Here is a 17,748-nt window from a genome sequence, read left to right as displayed (position 1 = left end):
AATGGCGCACTCTGTCTATCCTGTCATCAGATATATGAAATCAGACATGGCCTGGTTGCAGCCGGATGCGCACTTCGACGCCGATGCCTGGGGCGCTCCGGTGTTGGGGATCGCGGCCTCACTGGCGGATCACGACTCGGGTTGGCACCAACATGCACGCGCGCAGCTGCTGTACACCCGGCAGGGCTGTACGCGCCTGACCTACGGTGACCGCTTCAGCCTGCTGCCGCCCGCGCGCGCGGCGTGGATTCCGGGTGGGCTGCGCCATCGTGCGCAGATGCGCCAGGCAGTCGACTACCGTTCGTTGTACTTCGACGCCACCCTGTCGGCCCAGCTGCCCCGGCAGCCGGCGATCATCGGCGTCGGTCCGCTGCTGCAGGCCTTGCTGGAGCCGATCGCGCAGGCGCCGTTCGACCATGACTGGCAGTCGCCGCGCGCGCACCATCAACTGGCGTTGTGCGTGCTGGAAATCGCCGCTGCACCGGTGGCGCCGATGGACCTGCCTTTACCGCGTGATCCGCGGATCGCACGTTGCCTGCCGCTGGCCGAGCAGCTGCCGCCCGAACTGGGGGATCTGGCCGCGCGCACGGGCCTGAGCGCGCGTACCGTCGGCCGGTTGATGCAGCGTGATACCGGCATGAGCTATCAGGCCTGGCGCCAGCAATGGCGCCTGATGCGGGCCATGGAGTTGCTGCTGCTGGGTCATCGCGTCGCGCATGTGGCGCAGGACACCGGCTTCTCCGCCGAGAGCCCGTTCATCGCCTTCTTCCGCAGCATGACCGGCACCACTCCCGCCGCTTTCCAGCGCCACGCAAAAGGGGACGGAGGGGATTAAGTCGCTTTCGCCCCTTCGACACACACCGTGGCAAAAACGACTTAATCCCCTCCGTCCCCTTTTCAACGAAAAACCCCGGCCTGCGCCGGGGTTTCTCATTTCATGCGTGTCAGCGATCAGCCGCCGCGCGGGCCGCTGCGGCGCGGGCCGCCCGGACCGCGGTTGCCGCCGGGGCCACCCGGGCCACGGTTGCCACCCGGACCACCCGGGCCGCGATTACCGCCTGGACCGCGGTTGCCGCCGCCCGGACCGCGACTGCCCGGACGGGCGCCCTGTGCCGGCTTCGGGCTGCCATAAGGGTTGAAGCCCGGGGTGGCGTGGTCGGACGGGAAGCTCGGGGCATTGCCCGGATGGCCGTACGGGTGCTTGTTGCCCTGGCCCTGCGAGCGGTTGCCCGCACCGGCCGAACGACCCTGGCCGCCTGCGCCGCCACGGCCTTCACCGCCGAAACCGCCACGGCCCTGGCCGCCACCGGCGCCTGCGCCCGGACCCTTCGGCTTGCCGTACGGACGGCCCTGGCCGCCCGCACCCGGACCACGGGCACCGGGGCCACGTGCGCCAGGACCGGCATTGCGATGGCCGCTCGGGCCGGTGCTCACGCCATCCGGCACGTACCAGGTGCGGAACGCGGCCGGGTTGCCTTCCGGCAGCGAGCGGTCGTTCTTCTGGGCACGCTGCTTGAACGGCTTCTGCGACTGCTTGGCCGCCGCTTCACCGCTGACCGTCAGGCCACCCTTGAAGCCGCCGCCCTTGCCACCGCGGCCACGGCCGCGGTCTTCGCGGACGTTGTCGAAACGACGCAGCTCGCGGCCTTCGTCGGCGGTGTTATGGCCGTTGACGTAGGCATTGCCGCGGCCACCTTCGCGCACGCGCACGGTGGTCTTGGCGGCACGGCGCTGGCCGATCACCGGCTGCAGGGTCAGCGCCGACGGCGCGCCTTCTTCCAGCTTCAGCTGCGCACGCAGGGCTTCCACCTGGGTGGTGCCCAGTTCCACCGAATGGCCACGGGCCAGTTCGCGCGGCAGGCTCACCTTGCCGTAGCGGGTGCGCTTCAGGCGGCTGACCTGGCAGCCCTGCGATTCCCACAGGCGGCGCACTTCGCGGTTGCGGCCTTCCTTCACCACGACGCGGAACCAGTCGTGCGAATCGGTACCGCCGATGCGTTCGATCTCGTCGAATTTGGCCGGGCCGTCTTCCAGTGCCACGCCACGGGTGAGGCGGTCGACGATGGCGTCGGAGACCTTTTCCTCGCCTTCCGGCGCACGCACGCGGACCACGTATTCGCGCTCGACCTCGAACGACGGGTGCATCATGGCGTTGGCCAGTTCACCGTCGGTGGTGGCCAGCAGCAGGCCGGTGGTGTTGATGTCCAGGCGGCCGATCGCGATCCAGCGCGCGCCCTTCAGCGGCGGCAGCGATTCGAACACGGTCGGGCGGCCTTCCGGATCATCGCGGGTGGTCACTTCGCCTTCCGGCTTGTTGTAGACCAGCACGCGCGACGGCTCGGCCAGGGCGGTGGCGACGAAGCCACGGCCATCCAGCTCGATCTTGTCGCCACTCTTGACCGACATGCCGGTCTGCGCGACTTCACCGTTGACCTTGACCAGGCCTTCGGCGATGCGCTGTTCCAGCGCGCGGCGCGAGCCGAGGCCGGCCTGGGCCAGCACCTTGTGCAGGCGCTCTTCCAGCTTGAACTGTTCGGAGGTGGCTTCGCGCTTCAGCGAGAGCTTGTTACGGGGGGTGTCACTCATCAGTTTTGCTCCGGCCGACGGTTTCGAGGTCGGCCTCTGGTTCGGAATCGGCTTGGTCAACAGCCACGGTCGTCATCGCGACGGCGTTGTCTTCGCGTTCGTTCACTGGCACCGCGCGCTCGCCCGGCGCGGAATCGGGGTGCCCATCATCGAGGGGCGAAGGTGCTTGCTCATCGGTAGCCGCTGCAGGAGCTGCGTCGGCGGAATCGGGGGTGTCACTACCGGCCAGGCCGGCATCATCGTTCGCGGCAGCGCCTTCGTCGCCGGCCGAGATGTCAGGACCGTCGGCGCTTGCTGCTGCGGGCACATCGCGGTCCAGGGACAGCTGGGGTTCCAGCTCGCCCAGGTCCTTCAGTTCCGACAGGGGCGGCAGCTCATCCAATCGCTTCAGGCCGAAATAATCCAGAAAGCCCTTGGTGGTGCCGAACAGCGCCGGCTTGCCGGGCACATCGCGGTGGCCGACCACGCGGATCCACTCGCGTTCTTCCAGCGCCTGGATGATGTTGCTGCTGACCGCCACGCCTCGCACCTGCTCGATCTCGCCGCGGGTGATCGGTTGCCGGTAGGCGATCAGCGCCAGGGTTTCCAGGGTGGCACGGGTGTAACGGGTCTTGCGTTCGGTCCACAGCCGGCTGATCCAGCCATGCACTTCGCCGGTCACCTGGTAGCGGAAGCCGGAGGCGACCTCGACCAGTTCCACGCCGCGGCCTTCGCAGGCCTCGCGCAGGCGTTCCAGCGCGCGTTCGATGCTGCCCGGCGGTGCCGGTTCCTCTTCCGGGAACAGGTCCTTCAGCTGGGCCAGGGTGAGCGGCTGGCTGGAGGCCAGCAGGGCACCCTCGACAATGCGGTTGATCAGCGATTGATCCATCGGCAGTCAGCGCTCACTCGTCTGCATTGGCATTGGCGTCGTCGTCGTTGTCGTCGAACTCGCTGCTGAACTGCAGCGGGGCGTTGGTGTTGCCGGCGGCCAGCGATTTCACGTAGATCGGCGCCAGAGGTTCTTCCTGGACGATGTCCAGCAGCTGTTCCTTGGCCAGTTCCAGCACCGCTAGGAACGTGACCAGCACGCCCAGCTTGCCTTCTTCAGCCGTGAACAACCCTTCAAAACGATAGAACTTGCCATCTTCCAGGCGTCCCAGCACTTCGCCCATGCGTTGCCGGACGCTCAGTGCCTCACGCTTGATGGCGTGACCGCTGAACAGCTCGGCGCGCTTGAGCACGTCGTGCAGGGCCAGCAGCATTTCCTTCAGGTCCACCGGCGGCGGCAGCTTCACCGTGGCGCGTTCGGGCATGAAGGCGTGTGCCAGGCTGGTATCGCGGTCCTGGCGGGGCAGGGCGTCGATGTCCTCGGCGGCCTGCTTGAAGCGTTCGTACTCCTGCAGCCGGCGCACCAGCTCGGCGCGCGGGTCGGCCTCATCGCCTTCCTCGCTGACCGGGCGCGGCAGCAGCATCCGCGACTTCACTTCGGCCAGAATCGCCGCCATCACCAGGTACTCGGCGGCCAGCTCGAAGCGCAGCTCGCGCATCACGGTGATGTATTCCACATACTGCCGGGTGATCTCGGCCACGGGAATGTCCAGCACGTCCAGGTTCTGCCGGCGGATCAGGTACAGCAGCAGGTCCAGCGGGCCTTCGAAGGCATCCAGGATGACTTCCAGCGCGTCCGGCGGAATGTACAGGTCCTGCGGAATCTGCAGGACCGGTTGCCCATGCACCACGGCCAGCGGCATTTCCTGCTGCTGTGGGGCGGGCGGCCGGGTTGGCGGGTTCGCGTCGAGCGCGAGTTCGGAAGTCATCTAATGGACATCAGGATTGCAACGGACCAGTCGCGGCACCGGGTTCGCCGGGCCAACGCCACGGAGCCCCAGGGCACCAGACACGCCGGGATCGGCGCGATTCCACACATATCAAACAGCAGGACGCGCCGCAGGAAACGGCGGCGACGGAACTACGGGGAGGTCGTCTACGTGGCCCGGCCAGGTGGACCGGTTTGAAGCAGCGGGACGGTCGTCGGGGGCTGCGTTGGCCGCAAAAACCGACGGGCTGCTGCATCCAGCCACGTGCAATGGAGTCTAGGGTAAGCCTTTGTCGCGCCAGTGTCCAGCCGGGCCGGGGCAGGGGCGGCATTGGCTAGAATCTGCGGACCCGACAACGCAAGCGAGGAAATGCCGGTGTGGTATGTGATCGAAGGGTATGACGGCCAGGATGTGCTGGCGCAGCGGCTGCAGGCGCGGCCGGAACACCTGGCGCGGTTGCACGCGCTGCGCGACGAGGGACGCCTGCTGCTGGCCGGCCCGTGCCCGGCGGTGGACAGTGAAGACCCGGGCCCGGCCGGTTTCAGCGGCTCGGTGGTGATCGCGCAGTTCGAGTCGCTGCTGCAGGCCCAGTCCTGGGCCGACGCCGACCCGTACGTGGCGGCCGGCGTCTACACCCGCGTGCAGGTGCGACCGTTCCGCAAGGTGTTGCCGTGAACGCGGAACGGATCTCGCGAATGCGTGATGCGCTGCAGCATGCACTGGCGCCGAGCGTGCTCGAGATCGAAGACGACAGCCATCGCCACGCCGGCCATGCCGGTGCGCGCGATGGTCGCGGCCATTTCAACGTGCATGTGGTCAGTGAACGCTTCGCCGGACTGGGCCCGCTGGCCCGGCATCGCGCGGTGTACGCCGCGCTGGGGACGATGATGGAGACCGATATCCACGCGTTGTCCATCCGCGCGCAGACCCCGTCAGAACAGGGCTGAGCCCTTGTCCCACGCTGTCCTGGCGGGTCCCTGCGGGGGCTCGCTGCAGACAGATTTCCATGTCCATTTCGGGACATTCGCCTAACGGACTGTTTACAAGCCCAGATGGAAACGCTTACATTCCGCGCCAATGCTGGTAGGTCCAAGCCGTGGAGGGCGGCTTCGTGAACAAGGCAGCTATCACAATCAAAGACGTCGCACGCGAAGCCCGGGTCTCCGTGGCCACGGTTTCCCGCGCGCTCAACGGGCATGAAAATGTCGCCGAACCGGTCCGCCAGCTTGTGCTGGAGGTGGCCGCACGGCTGCGTTACACCCCGCACGCCGCCGCCCGCAGCCTGAGCAGCCGCCGCACCAATACGGTGGGCGTGGTGCTGCCGGACCTGTACGGCGAATTCTTCTCCGAACTGATGCGTGGCATCGACAATGTCGCCCGTAGCCGCCGCCAGCACCTGCTGGTGTCCAGCTATCACGGTGACCAGGAGCAGCAGGGTGCGGCCCTGCGCGCCATGCGCGGCCGCGTCGATGGCCTGCTGGTGCTCTCGCCCTATGCCGAGAGCCCCGGTTTCCTGACCGACAACCTGCCGCAGTCGTTGCCGACGGTGTTGATCAACACCTATCTGCCCGGGCAGGACCACCCGGTGCTGAGCATTGACGACCATGCCGGTGCGATGGCGATGACCCGCCATCTGCTCGACGCTGGCCACCGTCGCATCGCTTTCATTTCTGGCCCGGATCTCAACTTCGACGCGCGCGAGCGCCTGCGCGGCTTCCGTGACGCGCTGGCGGCTTTTGGCGGTGGCGCCGAGGGCATCGAGCTGCCCGGTGATTTCGACGAAGCTTCCGGCCATCGCGCCGGTCAGGAGTTGCTGGCAGCCGGAGCGCTGCCTGATGCCGTGTTCGCCGCCAACGACATGATGGCCCTGGGATGCCTGTACGCGTTCACGCAGGCCGGTGTCCGTGTTCCGACCGATGTTGCCCTGGCGGGCTTCGATGACATTCCACTGGCGCGTTTCGTCCACCCGTCGCTGACCACCATGCAGGTCAGCATCGCCGAGCTCGGCGACCGGGCCATGACGCGCCTGCTGCAGTTGATGGACGGCACCTCCACGGATGGGACAGGGGACAAGCAGACCCTGGTTCCCCGCTTGATAGTTCGCGATTCCACCACTCCGCCATCGGGCCATTGAAGCCAGAGGCGTTCCTTCTTTTTTGATTGATCGCAGGGACCGCGCGAGCGGTTACCGCCACCCGGAGATTGAGTTGATGATGCACACCACCTTCCGCACGCCGGCGCGCCGGCTGCTGAGCACCGCACTGGTCAGCTGCCTGATGCTGGCCGCCGCCCCGAACGTCATGGCGCAGTCGGCCAATGCCAGCCTGCGCGGCCAGGTGTCCGGCGCCCAGGCCGGCGCCGAAGTCACCGCCACCAACGTCGCCACCGGTACCGTCCGTCGCGGCACCGTCCGTGCCGATGGCAGCTACACGCTGATGGGCCTGGACCCGGGCACCTACGACGTGGTCGCCAACGGCCAGTCGCAGAAGGTCACCGTCACCGTGGCCTCGACCGCTACGCTGAACTTTGCCGGCGCTGCCAGCAGCACCCCGGGTTCGACCGCGGCCACCAACCTGGACACCGTCAACGTCGTCGCGCCGACCCTGCTGCAGGAAGTGCGCACGTCCGAAGTCGGCAAGACCGTCAGCCTGCAGCAGATCCAGACCACCCCGCAGGTCTCGCGCAATTTCCTGGAGTTCGCCGACGCGGTGCCGGGCATGATCTTCACCCGCGATGCCAAGGGCAACACCTCGCTGCGTGGCGGTGCCACCAACTCCGATGGCACCAACGTCTACATCGACGGCGTGGGCCAGAAGAGCTACGTCAAGGGTGGCGGCATTTCCGGCCAGTCCGGCAGCGCGGGTAATCCGTTCCCGCAGCTGGCCATCGGTGAGTACAAGGTCATCACCGGCAACTACAAGGCCGAGTACGGCCAGGTGTCCAGCGCCGCGATCACCGCCGCGACCAAGTCCGGTACCAACGAGTTCAAGGGTGAGACCTTCTACCGTTATACCAACGAAAGCATGCGTGCGATGACCCCGGCCGAACGCCAGCCGGGCAAGAGCAAGGAAGACTCGGCCGAGAAGGAGTACGGCTTCGCGCTGGGTGGCCCGATCATCAAGGACAAGGCCCACTTCTTCGTCACCTATGAAGCCAAGCGCTTCGACCTGCCAGTGACCATCGCGCCGGACGGTGCAGTGAGCTCGGCGGCCGCCAAACTGCCTGCCGATGGTCTCGCGGGTCTCGGCCCGGCCAGCCAGCCGTTCCAGCAGGACCTGATCTTCGCCAAGATCGACTTCGAGCCGACCGACAACGATCGTATCGAACTGACCTTCCAGGACCGCGACGAAACCCAGCAGCAGTTCAGTGACCAGACCGCCAAGGTGCACGGCAAGGTGGTGGACAACACCGACCGCCGCTACGCCCTGCGCTGGAACCACAGCGGCGAGCGGTTCTACAACGAGCTGATGGTCACCCATGAGGAGGCGTTCAACAATCCGCTGCCGCTGACCTACGGCAACGGTATCGTCTACACCGCGCCGGACTTTGGTGACAAGAACCGGAACACCCCGCAGGAAAAGACCCTCGTCCAGATCGGCGCAGCCGATGCGTTCGCCTCGCAGGTGAAGGGCCAGAAGGGCTGGGCGATCGAGGACAACCTGACCCTGGACGGCCTGCAGTGGGCCGGCGACCACACCATCAAGATGGGTGCCAAGTACAAGCAGATTGATCTGTACGCCTCGGATGCGGCGCAGATCAATCCGCAGTTCTTCTACACCATCGACAACCCTGCCTTCTCCTCCGGCACCCCCTACAAGGCTCAGTTCACCAAGGCCAGTACTGGTGTCACCGGCGTGCAGTCCGAGGTGCGCGCCAAGGTCAAGCAGATTGGTCTGTTCATCCAGGATGACTGGCAGGTCAACGATCATCTGCAGCTGAACATCGGCCTGCGCTGGGATTACGAAAAGAACCCGGTCTATACCGATTTCGTGACCCCGCCAGAGGTTGTGAACGCATTGTTCTCGCAGGACAGGCATGCGCCTCCGGGCCAGACCTATGCGCAGACGCTGGCGCTCAGTGGTTTGAACGTCAACGACTACATCAGCACCGGCCACAATCGCAAGAATTTCAAGAATGCCTGGCAGCCGCGCCTGGGCTTCTCGTATGACGTAAACGCCGATGAGCAGCACGTGTTCCATGGTGGTGCCGGCCGGTCCTATGATCGCGACCTGTTCGACAACCTGGCACTGGAAACCACGAAGCTGGCACTGCCGCAGCCGACCGTGTTCTTCCGCAACCCGGCCACCGGCAGCTGCATGTACGGGCAGACCCCGTGCTTTGACTGGAATCCGAACCTGATGAACGGCATCGAGAACGTGCAGGCACTGCTGGGTTCCACCAGCAATGAAGGCATGGAAGTCGATCTGCTGAATAACAACATGAAGGTGCCGTACTCCGACCAGTTCAGCCTCGGCATGAGCAACCAGATCGGCGAGTGGCTGACCGATGCCACGATTTCACGCACGCTGACCTACGATGGCTTCGCCTACACGTTGGGCAACCGTTTCAACAACGGCAATTTCTTCGATAACCAGATGCTGTGCGGCGCTGACGAGCCGACCTACGGGCAGCCGTGGGGCTGCAGCATTCCGGGCTTCGGCAGCCTGATCATCGGCCAGCAGGGCATCAAGACCCGCTCCACCCAGATCCTGCTGTCGGCGCAGAAGCCGTACAGCAAGGAGAGCGGCTGGGGCACCTCGATCGCCTATACCTGGACCAATGCACGCCACAACCGCAATATCAACGAGCACTATTCGTTCGATCGCGGCACCATCGGTGAGTATCCGACCATCAAGTCCAACGGCGCGCCGCGTCACCGCTTGGTGGTCACCGGCTCGTATGACGGTTTCTGGGGCATCACTTTCGGTGGCAAGCTGACCCTGGCCACGCCGACCCCGGGTAACGACTGGTCCTGCATCGCGCAGGCCGGCAACTCGAACTGCATGCCGACCCCGGCTGCCGGTACACCGTCGGGCAATGGCCACTTCCTGCTCGGCGGCAAGATCTTCGGCTACCGCTCGTTGGATCTGCAGGCGACCAAGACCTTCAAGCTGGCCGGCGATACCGAGCTGTATGCTCGCATCGACATCATCAACGTGCTCAACTTCGACAACTTCTCCAAGCTGAACTACGTGAAGAGCGACGGCAAGCTGCTGGTCAGCTACAACGAGACCGGCGACATCATTGGTACTCCGCGCCAGATCAAGGCCGAAGTGGGCTTCCGCTTCTAAGCGGAACCGCCTGATGCAGCACCCCGATGCCGCCGTTCCGCCGGCGGCATCGGCTGCTTGAAAGCGGCAATGGCCGGCCCCGTGCCGGTCCATTGCCCATGCCGCTGCCGGCCAGGGGGCAGCGGCATGGGCAATGATCGCGGTGTCAAACCACGTTTTTCGTGGTTTTTTCAGAACGCATCTTGTAAACGATTTCAGATCATTGGACGGTATGCTTTCCCATCGATCAGACCACCGGAGAAATCGCGCCATGCAGGCACGCCATCTGTTGTCCGCCGCAGCGTTGAGCCTGGCCGTGGCCGCCTGCCAGCCGGCCCAGCAGGAACCTGCCAAGCCGCGGCCGCCGGTGATCCTGATCGAGGCCGATGCACCGCCGCGGCCGATGAAGCCGGTGCTGCCGCCGCTGTTCGATGACATCGAGCGTCGTACCTTCCAGTTCTTCTGGGATACCACCAACGAGATCAACGGCCTGACCCCGGACCGCTATCCGTCGCGGCCGTTCGCCAGCATCGCCTCGGTCGGCTTCGCGCTGACCGCCTATCCGATCGGCATCGAGAACGGCTGGGTCAGCCGCAACCAGGCGATCGACCGCACCCTGACCACGCTGAAGTTCTTCCGCGACGTGCCGATGGGCCCGCAGCGCACCGGCAAGGCCGGCTACAAGGGCTTCTACTACCACTTCCTGGACATGCAGGAAGGGCGTCGCTACGACAGCTGGGTTGAACTGTCCTCGGTGGATACCGCGCTGCTGATGATGGGCGTGCTGTTCGCGCAGTCGTACTACGACGGCGACGATCCGCGGGAGAAGGAGATCCGCCAGATCGCCGACACGTTGTACAAGAAGGTCGACTGGCCCTGGCTGCAGCAGCGTACACCGCTGATCTCGATGGGCTGGTTCCCCGAGAGCGGCTTCATCGACCACGACTGGATGGGCTACAACGAGGCGATGATGGTCTACATCCTTGCCCTGGGCTCGCCGACGCACCCGGTCAGCCCGGATGCGTGGACGGTGTGGACGCGTACCTATGACAACGACTGGGGCGTCTACCAGGGCCAGGAATACCTGTCCTTCGGCCCGTTGTTCGGCCACCAGTACAGCCACGTCTGGATCGACTTCCGCGACATCCAGGACGCGTACATGCGCGAGCGCGGCAGCACCTACTTCCTCAACAGCCGCTCGGCCGCACTGGCCCAGCGCGAGTACGCCATCGCCAACCCGATGCAGTGGAAGGAGTATGGCGAGAATGTGTGGGGTTTGACCGCCAGCGACGGACCACAGAACACCACCCAGGACTATCGCGGCGAGCAGCGCCAGTTCCGCCATTACTCCTCGCGCGGCGCCGGCCTGCGCGAGAACTTCGATGACGGCACCATCGCTCCCACCGCTGCGATCGCGTCGGTGGTGTTCGCCCCCGAGCAGGTGATCCCGGCCACGCTGGAGATGCACAAGCGCTTTGGCGATTACATCTATTCCAGCTACGGCTTCCTGGATTCGTTCAACCCCAGCTTCAACTACGACATCCCGATCAAGACCGGCCGCCTGGTGCCGGATCGCGGTTGGGTCGCCAGCGACTACATCGCCATCGACCAGGGCCCGATCCTGACCATGATCGCCAACTACCGCGATGACTTCGTCTGGGAAGTGATGAAGAAGAACCCGTACATCCGCAAGGGCCTGGAACGGGCCGGGTTCAGTGGTGGCTGGCTGGCACCGGAAGGTTCGTTCCAGCCGCTGGAACTGCAGAAAGACGAAAAGGCCGCGGCGGCACGCGCGGTGGGTATCGCCGAATCACGCGCGGCTGCCGCGCAGGAACAGAAGAACAATGCCAACCGCACCACAGGCCAGGGCAAGTAACCCGATGCCGAACTGGATCGACCGCCTGCGCCGCTGGGCGCTGCCTGCCCTGGCCGCATTGGCCGTGGCCGGCTGCGCCCGTACCGATCCGGGCACCACCACCGTACGTTTCTGGGCGATGGGCCGCGAGGCGGAGGTGGTCAGCGAGCTGATCCATGAGTTCGAGGCCGAGAATCCGGGCATCAAGGTGGATGTGCAGAACATCCCGTGGACTGCCGCGCACGAGAAGCTGCTGACCGCGTTCGCCGCCGACGGTCTGCCAGACGTGTGCCAGCTGGGCAACACCTGGGTGCCGGAGTTCGCCGAACTCGACGCGCTGACGCCGCTGCAGCCGTTCGTGCAGCGTTCGGCCGTGGTCGACCCGAAGGACTACTTCCAGGGTATCTGGGATACCAACGTGATCCACGGCGAGCTGGTGGGCGTGCCGTGGTACGTCGATACCCGCCTGATCTACTACCGCAAGGACCTGCTGGCCAAGGCCGGTTACGACCACCCGCCGCGCACGTGGCAGGAGTGGGACGAACAGATGGCGGCGATCAAGCGCATGCAGGGCCCGAACCGCTATGCGGTGCTGATGCCGATCAACGAGTTCGAGCAGCAGCTGTCGCTGGCGCTGCAGCAGCCCGATCCGCTGCTGCGTGACGATGACACCCGCGGCAATTTCGCCAGCCCGGGGTTCCGCCGCACGCTGGCCTTCTACGCCAACATGTTCGAGCAGGGCTGGGCGCCGAAGATGTCCGAGACGCAGATCTCCAACGTCTGGGACGAGTTTTTCCGTGGCTTCAATGTGTTCTACATCTCCGGCCCCTGGAACATCCGCGAGTTCAAGAAGCTGCAGCCCAAGGAGCTGGAAGGGCAGTGGGGCACCGCCGCGCTGCCGGGGCCGGACGGTCCGGGCGCGGGCATCGCCGGTGGCACCAGCCTGGTGATCTTCCGCAAGTCGCAGCAGAAGGAGGCGTCCTGGAAGCTGATTGAATTCCTGTCGCGCCCGGAAATCCAGGCCCGCTTCCATTCGATCATCGGCGACCTGCCGCCGCGCCGCAGTACCTGGAACGCGCCGTCGTTGGCCAACGATCCGCTGGCCGCTGCGTTCCGTGACCAGCTGGAGCGGGTCAAGCCGACGCCGAAGGTGCTTGAGTGGGAGCGTATCGTGCAGGAAATGCGCATCGTCACCGAGAAGGTGGTGCGTGGTGGCCTGGCGCAGGACAAGGCCGTGGAAGAGCTGGACCAGCGCGTGGACAAGGTGCTGGCCAAGCGCCGCTGGATGCATGAACAACAACGCCTGCAGCAGCGCGTGCCGTCGCCGCAATCGAGCAGTGCCGTGGCCGCCGGGAGCGCGCAATGAAACGTACTTCACTTGCCGGCTGGATCTTTGCCGGTCCCTCGCTGATCGTGCTGGGCATGTTCTTCGGCCTACCGGTCGCCTCGGCGCTGGCGCTGAGCGTGACCGACTTCGACCTGTATGCCCTGGCTGACGGCGGCAACCTGCGCTTCGTCGGCCTCGGCAACTACATCGACCTGCTGCAGACGCCGATGTTCTGGAAGTCGCTGTGGAACACCACCTACTTCGTGTTGATCGGCGTGCCGTTGTCGATTGGCGTGTCGCTGGGTGCGGCGATGCTGCTGAATGCACCGGCCGCACGCTTCAAGGCGCTGTTCCGCACCGCGCTGTTCGCGCCGGTGGTGACCACGCTGGTGGCGGTGGCGGTGATCTGGCGCTACCTGTTCCACACCAGCTACGGCCTGGTGAACTACGGCCTGGGCCATCTGGGCATCAGCCCGATCGACTGGCTGGGCGATCCCAACTGGGCGATGCCGACCATCATGCTGTTCGCGGTGTGGAAGAACTTCGGCTACAACATGGTGATCTTCCTGGCCGGCCTGCAGGCCATCCCGCATGACCTGTACGAGGCTGCCCGTATCGACGGTGCCTCGCGCTGGAAGCAGTTCCTGCACATCACCCTGCCGATGCTCGGCCCGGTGCTGCTGGTGGTCGGCGTGATCACCGTGTCGGGCTACTTCCAGCTGTTCGCCGAACCGTACGTGATGACCCGCGGCGACCCACTGCAGAGCACCGTCAGCGTGCTGTATTTCATGTTCGAGGAAGGCTTCAAGTGGTGGAACCTGGGGCGCGCCTCCGCGGTGGCGTTCCTGCTGTTCCTGATCATCCTGGCGGTGACCACCGTGATGCTGCGTTTTGGCCGCAAGAGGCAGTTGGTATGAGTCGTGAAATCGGCCAGTCGCGCTGGTACCCGTGGTTGATCAATGGTGCGTTGCTGGTGCTGGCCCTGGTCAGCCTGGCACCGCTGCTGTGGATGCTCTCGGTCTCGTTCATGCCGCAGGGCGAGGCGACCCACTTCCCGCCGCCGCTGCTGCCATCGAGCATCACCACGCGCAACTACCATGAGTTGTTCGCGCGCACCGGCATGGGCGGCAACTTCGCCAACAGCCTGCTGGTGTCGGTCGGCATCACCCTGGGTTCGCTGCTGCTCAACACGATGGCCGGCTATGCCTTCGCCAAGCTGAATTTCGTCGGCCGCGAGCGCCTGTTCCAGGTGCTGATGGCGGCGCTGGTGATTCCGGCGCAGGTGGCGATGCTGCCGCTGTTCCTGCTGATGAAGCAGCTGGGCCTGGTCAACAGCTTCGGTGGCGTGATCGTGCCGGCGCTGGCCAGCGTGTTCGGCATTTTCCTGGTGCGCCAGTACGCGCGTTCGATTCCGGACGAACTGCTGGAAGCGGCCCGCATCGACGGGGCAGGGGAGCTGCGCATCTTCTTCCAGATCGTGCTGCCGATGCTCAAGCCGGTGCTGGTGACCCTGGCGATCTTCACCTTCATGGGTGCATGGAACGATTTCATGTGGCCGTTGATCGTGTTGACCGATCAGGAGCACTACACTTTGCCGGTGGCGCTGGCCACCCTCTCGCGCGAGCACATCATGGACGTGGAAATGATGATGGCCGGCGCGGTGGTCACCGTGGTTCCGGTGCTGGCGCTGTTCCTGGTGCTGCAGCGGTACTACATCCAAGGTCTGTTGCTGGGGAGCGTCAAGGGATGAAGCGAGCGATCGCCGTTGGACTGGGCCTGTTGTGGACCTCCCTGGCGATCGCCGCGCCACCGGCGCTGCCGGCACCGAAGGTGCTGGACGACTTCGACGACATCGCCGCCTGGAAGCTGGTGCTGTCCGACCAGGTCAGCGGTTCGCTGCGGCCGGTCAGCGGCGCCGGAGGTGGCCGCGCGTTGTGCCTGGACTATGACTTCCACGATGTCTCCGGCTACGTCGGCATCCGCCGCGCGCTGGATATCGAATACCCGGTCAATTACCGCTTCGGTTTCCAGCTGCGCGGCGAATCGCCGGGCAACGACCTGCAGTTCAAGCTGATCGATGCCAGCGGCGACAACGTCTGGTGGGTCAACCGGCCCGGCTACAGCTTCCCCAAGGCGTGGACGCCGGTCGAGTACCGCCGCCGCCAGATCGACAAGGCGTGGGGTCCCTCGCCCGAGAAGGAAATGGCACGCAGTGCTGCGGTCGAGTTCACGATCTACAGCAAGGTCGGCGGCCGCGGCACGGTGTGCTTCGACAAGCTGACCCTTCAGGGCCTGCCAGCACAGGATGACTCGGCGCTGGTGCCGTCGGTGATTGCCGATACCGCCACCGCGCTGCAGGACCGCATGATCGACGGCAAGAGCGATACGTTCTGGATCAGTGGTGGCATCAAGCAGCAGACCATCAGCCTGGACCTGCACAAGAGCCGCGAGATCGGCGGTGCGGTGATCGACTGGCTGCCGAATCTGGAAGCCCGCCGCTATACCGTACGCACCTCCGAGGATGGCCGTGACTGGCGCACCGTGCGTGAAGTGACCAGCGGTGCCGGTGGTCGCGACTGGCTGGCGCTGCCGGACACCGATGCGCGCTACCTGCGCTTCGATCTGCAGGACGGCCCGAACTGGCGCTATGGCATCCGTGACATCACGCTCAAGCCACTGGCCTTTGCCGCCACCCCGAACGCTTTCCTGTCCTCGGTCGCCGCCGACCTGCCACGCGGCTCGCTGCCACGTGCCTACGTGGGCGAGCAGCCGTACTGGACCCTGCTCGGCCTCGATGGCGGCCAGGAACAGGCGCTGATCAGCGAGGACGGCGCACTGGAGCCGGCCAAGGGCAGCTTCAGCATCGAACCGTTCATCCGCCTCGATGGCAAGCTGCTGGACTGGTCGAAGGTGGCCATCACCCAGTCGCTGCAGGATCATTACCTGCCGATCGCCAACGTCGATTGGGTGCATGAAAAAGTCGGCCTGGCGGTGACCGGCTTCGTGCAGGGCACGCCGGAGCGTGCGCAGCTGATCGGCCGCTACCGGCTGAGCAATCCGGACAAGGTCGCACACGAATACACCCTGGCACTGGCGATCCGTCCGTGGCAGGTCAATCCGCCCACGCAGTTCCTCAACACCGTCGGTGGCTTCAGCCGCATCGATGCACTGGATGTGGGCGAGCAGCTGGTGCGGGTCAACGGTGAGCCGCGCATCTACCCGCTGCAGGTGCCGGACGCGCGCTTTGCCAGTACGTTCGATGGCAAGCTCGATGCGATGCATCTGGAAAGCGGCACGTATCCGGCGACCACGGCGGTGAAGGACAGCACCGGCATGGCGTCGGGTGCGCTGATGTACACGATCAAGCTGGAGCCCGGCCAGAGCCGTGAAGTGGCGGTGGTGCTGCCGCAGACCGGTGGCTGGGCGCCGCAGGCGCTGGACGTGGCCAAGGCGCAGGCGCAGGTGGCCGAACAATGGCGCAAGAAGCTGGGCGTGGTCTCGCTGCAGGTGCCCGCTGCAGGCCAACCGCTGGTCGACACCCTGCGCACGGCGGTCGCGCACATGCTGATCTCGCGGGTCGGGCCGCGGCTGCAGCCGGGCACGCGTTCGTATGCGCGCAGCTGGATCCGCGATGGCGCGATGATTTCCGAAGGCCTGCTGCGCATGGGCCGCAGCGATGCGGTGCGCGATTACATCAACTGGTATGCGCCGTACCAGTTCGAGAACGGCAAGGTGCCGTGCTGCGTCGATGCGCGCGGCAGTGATCCGGTGCCGGAGAACGACAGCCATGGCGAGCTGATCTACAGCATCGCCGAGTACGGGCGTTACACCGGCGACAGCACCTTCACCGAGCTGATGTGGCCGCACGTGCAGGGTGCTTACACCTACATGGAGCAGTTGCGCGCCAGCGAGCGCACCGAAGAGAACCGCGCGCGCAACCCGGCGTTCTACGGGATGATGCCGGCCTCGATCAGCCACGAAGGCTATTCGGCCAAGCCGATGCACTCGTACTGGGACAACTTCTGGGCGTTGCGCGGCTACAAGGACGCAGCGCTGCTGGCGACCCAGCTGGGCAAGGTCGAGGCGATGCAGATTGCCGAATCGCGCGACCAGTTCCGGGATGACCTGCAGGCCTCGTTGCAGTCGGCGATGCAGCAGCACCGCATTGACTACCTGCCGGGCTCGGCCGAGCTGGGTGACTTCGACGCGACGTCGACCACCATCGCACTGGCCCCGGGCGGCGAGCAGGGCAGGCTGCCGCAGCAGGCACTGGAGGCGACCTTCGAACGCTACTGGAACGAGTTCGTCGCGCGGCGCGATGGCAAGCGCGAGTGGAAGGACTACACCCCGTACGAATGGCGCAACGTGGCCGCGTTCGTGCGCCTGGGCTGGCGCGACCGCGCCTGGCAGGCCACCGAGTTCTTCTTCAAGGACCGCGCACCGCAGGCCTGGAACCAGTGGGCCGAAGTGGTCTCGCGCACGCCGCGCAAGCCGTTCTTCGTCGGTGACCTGCCGCATGCCTGGGTGGCCTCGGACTTCGTGCGCTCGGCCTTGGACATGTTCGCCTACAACCGTGACATGGACGATGCGCTGGTGCTGGCCGCCGGCGTACCGAGCGCGTGGCTGCAGGGTGAGGGTGTCGCGGTGCAGGGCCTGCGTACGCCACAGGGCCAGCTCAATTACCGCCTGCAGCGCAGCGACAAGCAGCTGGTGCTGGAGGTGCAGCCGGGCCTGGTGCCGCCGGTGGGGGGCGTGGTGCTGCCATGGCCGTACGCGGGTGATCCGGGCGAGGTGACGGTCAACGGCGAAGCCGCCGAGTGGATCAACAAGGAACTGCACGTGCACCAGCTGCCGGCGCGGATCGAGATCGAAGTGCCGAGCGCGGTGCGCCGCGCCGAGCGCAAGGGACAGTAA

Annotated in this window: 13 protein-coding genes; 10 read left to right on the top strand and 3 right to left on the bottom strand. The window is 65.6% G+C overall.

Going from position 1 to position 17,748, the window contains the following annotated elements:
- The first annotated feature begins 46 nt into the window (after nt 1-46).
- Nucleotides 47-835: an AraC family transcriptional regulator gene (locus tag ACW5IY_RS14795; RefSeq protein ID WP_457326784.1), complete on the top strand. Its 789-nt coding sequence runs from the start codon at nt 47-49 to the stop codon at nt 833-835.
- A gap of 116 nt (nt 836-951) precedes the next feature.
- Here the strand turns inward: ACW5IY_RS14795 and ACW5IY_RS14790 are convergent, their stop codons facing one another.
- The 3 genes from ACW5IY_RS14790 to ACW5IY_RS14780 are packed head-to-tail and all read right to left on the bottom strand — an operon-like array spanning nt 952 to nt 4,382.
- Nucleotides 952-2,586: a pseudouridine synthase gene (locus tag ACW5IY_RS14790; RefSeq protein ID WP_049433686.1), complete on the bottom strand. Its 1,635-nt coding sequence runs from the start codon at nt 2,584-2,586 to the stop codon at nt 952-954.
- A complete protein-coding gene (scpB, locus tag ACW5IY_RS14785) occupies nt 2,579-3,454 on the bottom strand; it encodes an SMC-Scp complex subunit ScpB (RefSeq protein ID WP_049433687.1) in 876 nt (291 codons plus the stop codon). The genes ACW5IY_RS14790 and scpB overlap by 8 nt, the downstream gene beginning before the upstream one ends.
- Before the next feature lie 13 nt (nt 3,455-3,467).
- The gene (locus ACW5IY_RS14780; RefSeq protein WP_049433688.1) at nt 3,468-4,382 is read right to left on the bottom strand and encodes a segregation and condensation protein A; all 915 of its coding nucleotides are present in this window, start codon (nt 4,380-4,382) and stop codon (nt 3,468-3,470) included.
- Between the two features lie 375 nt (nt 4,383-4,757).
- Here ACW5IY_RS14780 and ACW5IY_RS14775 point away from each other — a divergent pair, with 375 nt between their 5' ends.
- The 9 genes from ACW5IY_RS14775 (at nt 4,758) to ACW5IY_RS14735 (ending at nt 17,748) form a co-directional block, all read left to right on the top strand.
- Nucleotides 4,758-5,057 (top strand): YciI family protein, encoded by a 300-nt coding sequence (locus tag ACW5IY_RS14775; protein WP_049433697.1) that lies wholly within the window; start codon nt 4,758-4,760, stop codon nt 5,055-5,057.
- Nucleotides 5,054-5,329: a BolA family protein gene (locus ACW5IY_RS14770; protein WP_434060509.1), complete on the top strand. Its 276-nt coding sequence runs from the start codon at nt 5,054-5,056 to the stop codon at nt 5,327-5,329. The genes ACW5IY_RS14775 and ACW5IY_RS14770 overlap by 4 nt, the downstream gene beginning before the upstream one ends.
- Before the next feature lie 149 nt (nt 5,330-5,478).
- Complete coding sequence (locus tag ACW5IY_RS14765; RefSeq protein WP_032129774.1) at nt 5,479-6,516, top strand: LacI family DNA-binding transcriptional regulator; 1,038 nt, start codon at nt 5,479-5,481, stop codon at nt 6,514-6,516.
- Nucleotides 6,517-6,592: 76 nt separating this feature from the next.
- A complete protein-coding gene (locus ACW5IY_RS14760; RefSeq protein WP_049433689.1) occupies nt 6,593-9,673 on the top strand; it encodes a TonB-dependent receptor in 3,081 nt (1,026 codons plus the stop codon).
- A gap of 250 nt (nt 9,674-9,923) precedes the next feature.
- Entirely contained in the window at nt 9,924-11,528 is a 1,605-nt protein-coding gene (locus ACW5IY_RS14755) for a glucoamylase family protein (RefSeq protein WP_049433690.1), read from the top strand.
- Between the two features lie 4 nt (nt 11,529-11,532).
- Complete coding sequence (locus tag ACW5IY_RS14750) at nt 11,533-12,873, top strand: sugar ABC transporter substrate-binding protein (protein WP_049433691.1); 1,341 nt, start codon at nt 11,533-11,535, stop codon at nt 12,871-12,873.
- Nucleotides 12,870-13,751, top strand: a complete 882-nt coding sequence (locus ACW5IY_RS14745; protein WP_049433692.1) for a carbohydrate ABC transporter permease — start codon at nt 12,870-12,872, stop codon at nt 13,749-13,751. Before ACW5IY_RS14750 ends, ACW5IY_RS14745 begins: the two co-directional genes overlap by 4 nt.
- Nucleotides 13,748-14,584 carry a carbohydrate ABC transporter permease gene (locus ACW5IY_RS14740; RefSeq protein WP_006378064.1) on the top strand — a complete coding sequence of 279 codons (837 nt, stop codon included), beginning with the start codon at nt 13,748-13,750 and terminating at the stop codon, nt 14,582-14,584. The genes ACW5IY_RS14745 and ACW5IY_RS14740 overlap by 4 nt, the downstream gene beginning before the upstream one ends.
- On the top strand, nt 14,581-17,748 hold the full coding sequence (locus ACW5IY_RS14735; RefSeq protein WP_049433693.1) for a discoidin domain-containing protein: 3,168 nt from the start codon (nt 14,581-14,583) through the stop codon (nt 17,746-17,748). The genes ACW5IY_RS14740 and ACW5IY_RS14735 overlap by 4 nt, the downstream gene beginning before the upstream one ends.

It is taken from the genome of Stenotrophomonas sp. C-A (assembly GCF_054030835.1).
The sequence above is the reverse complement of the archived record's forward strand: the minus strand, read 5'-3'. Positions and strand labels throughout refer to the sequence as shown.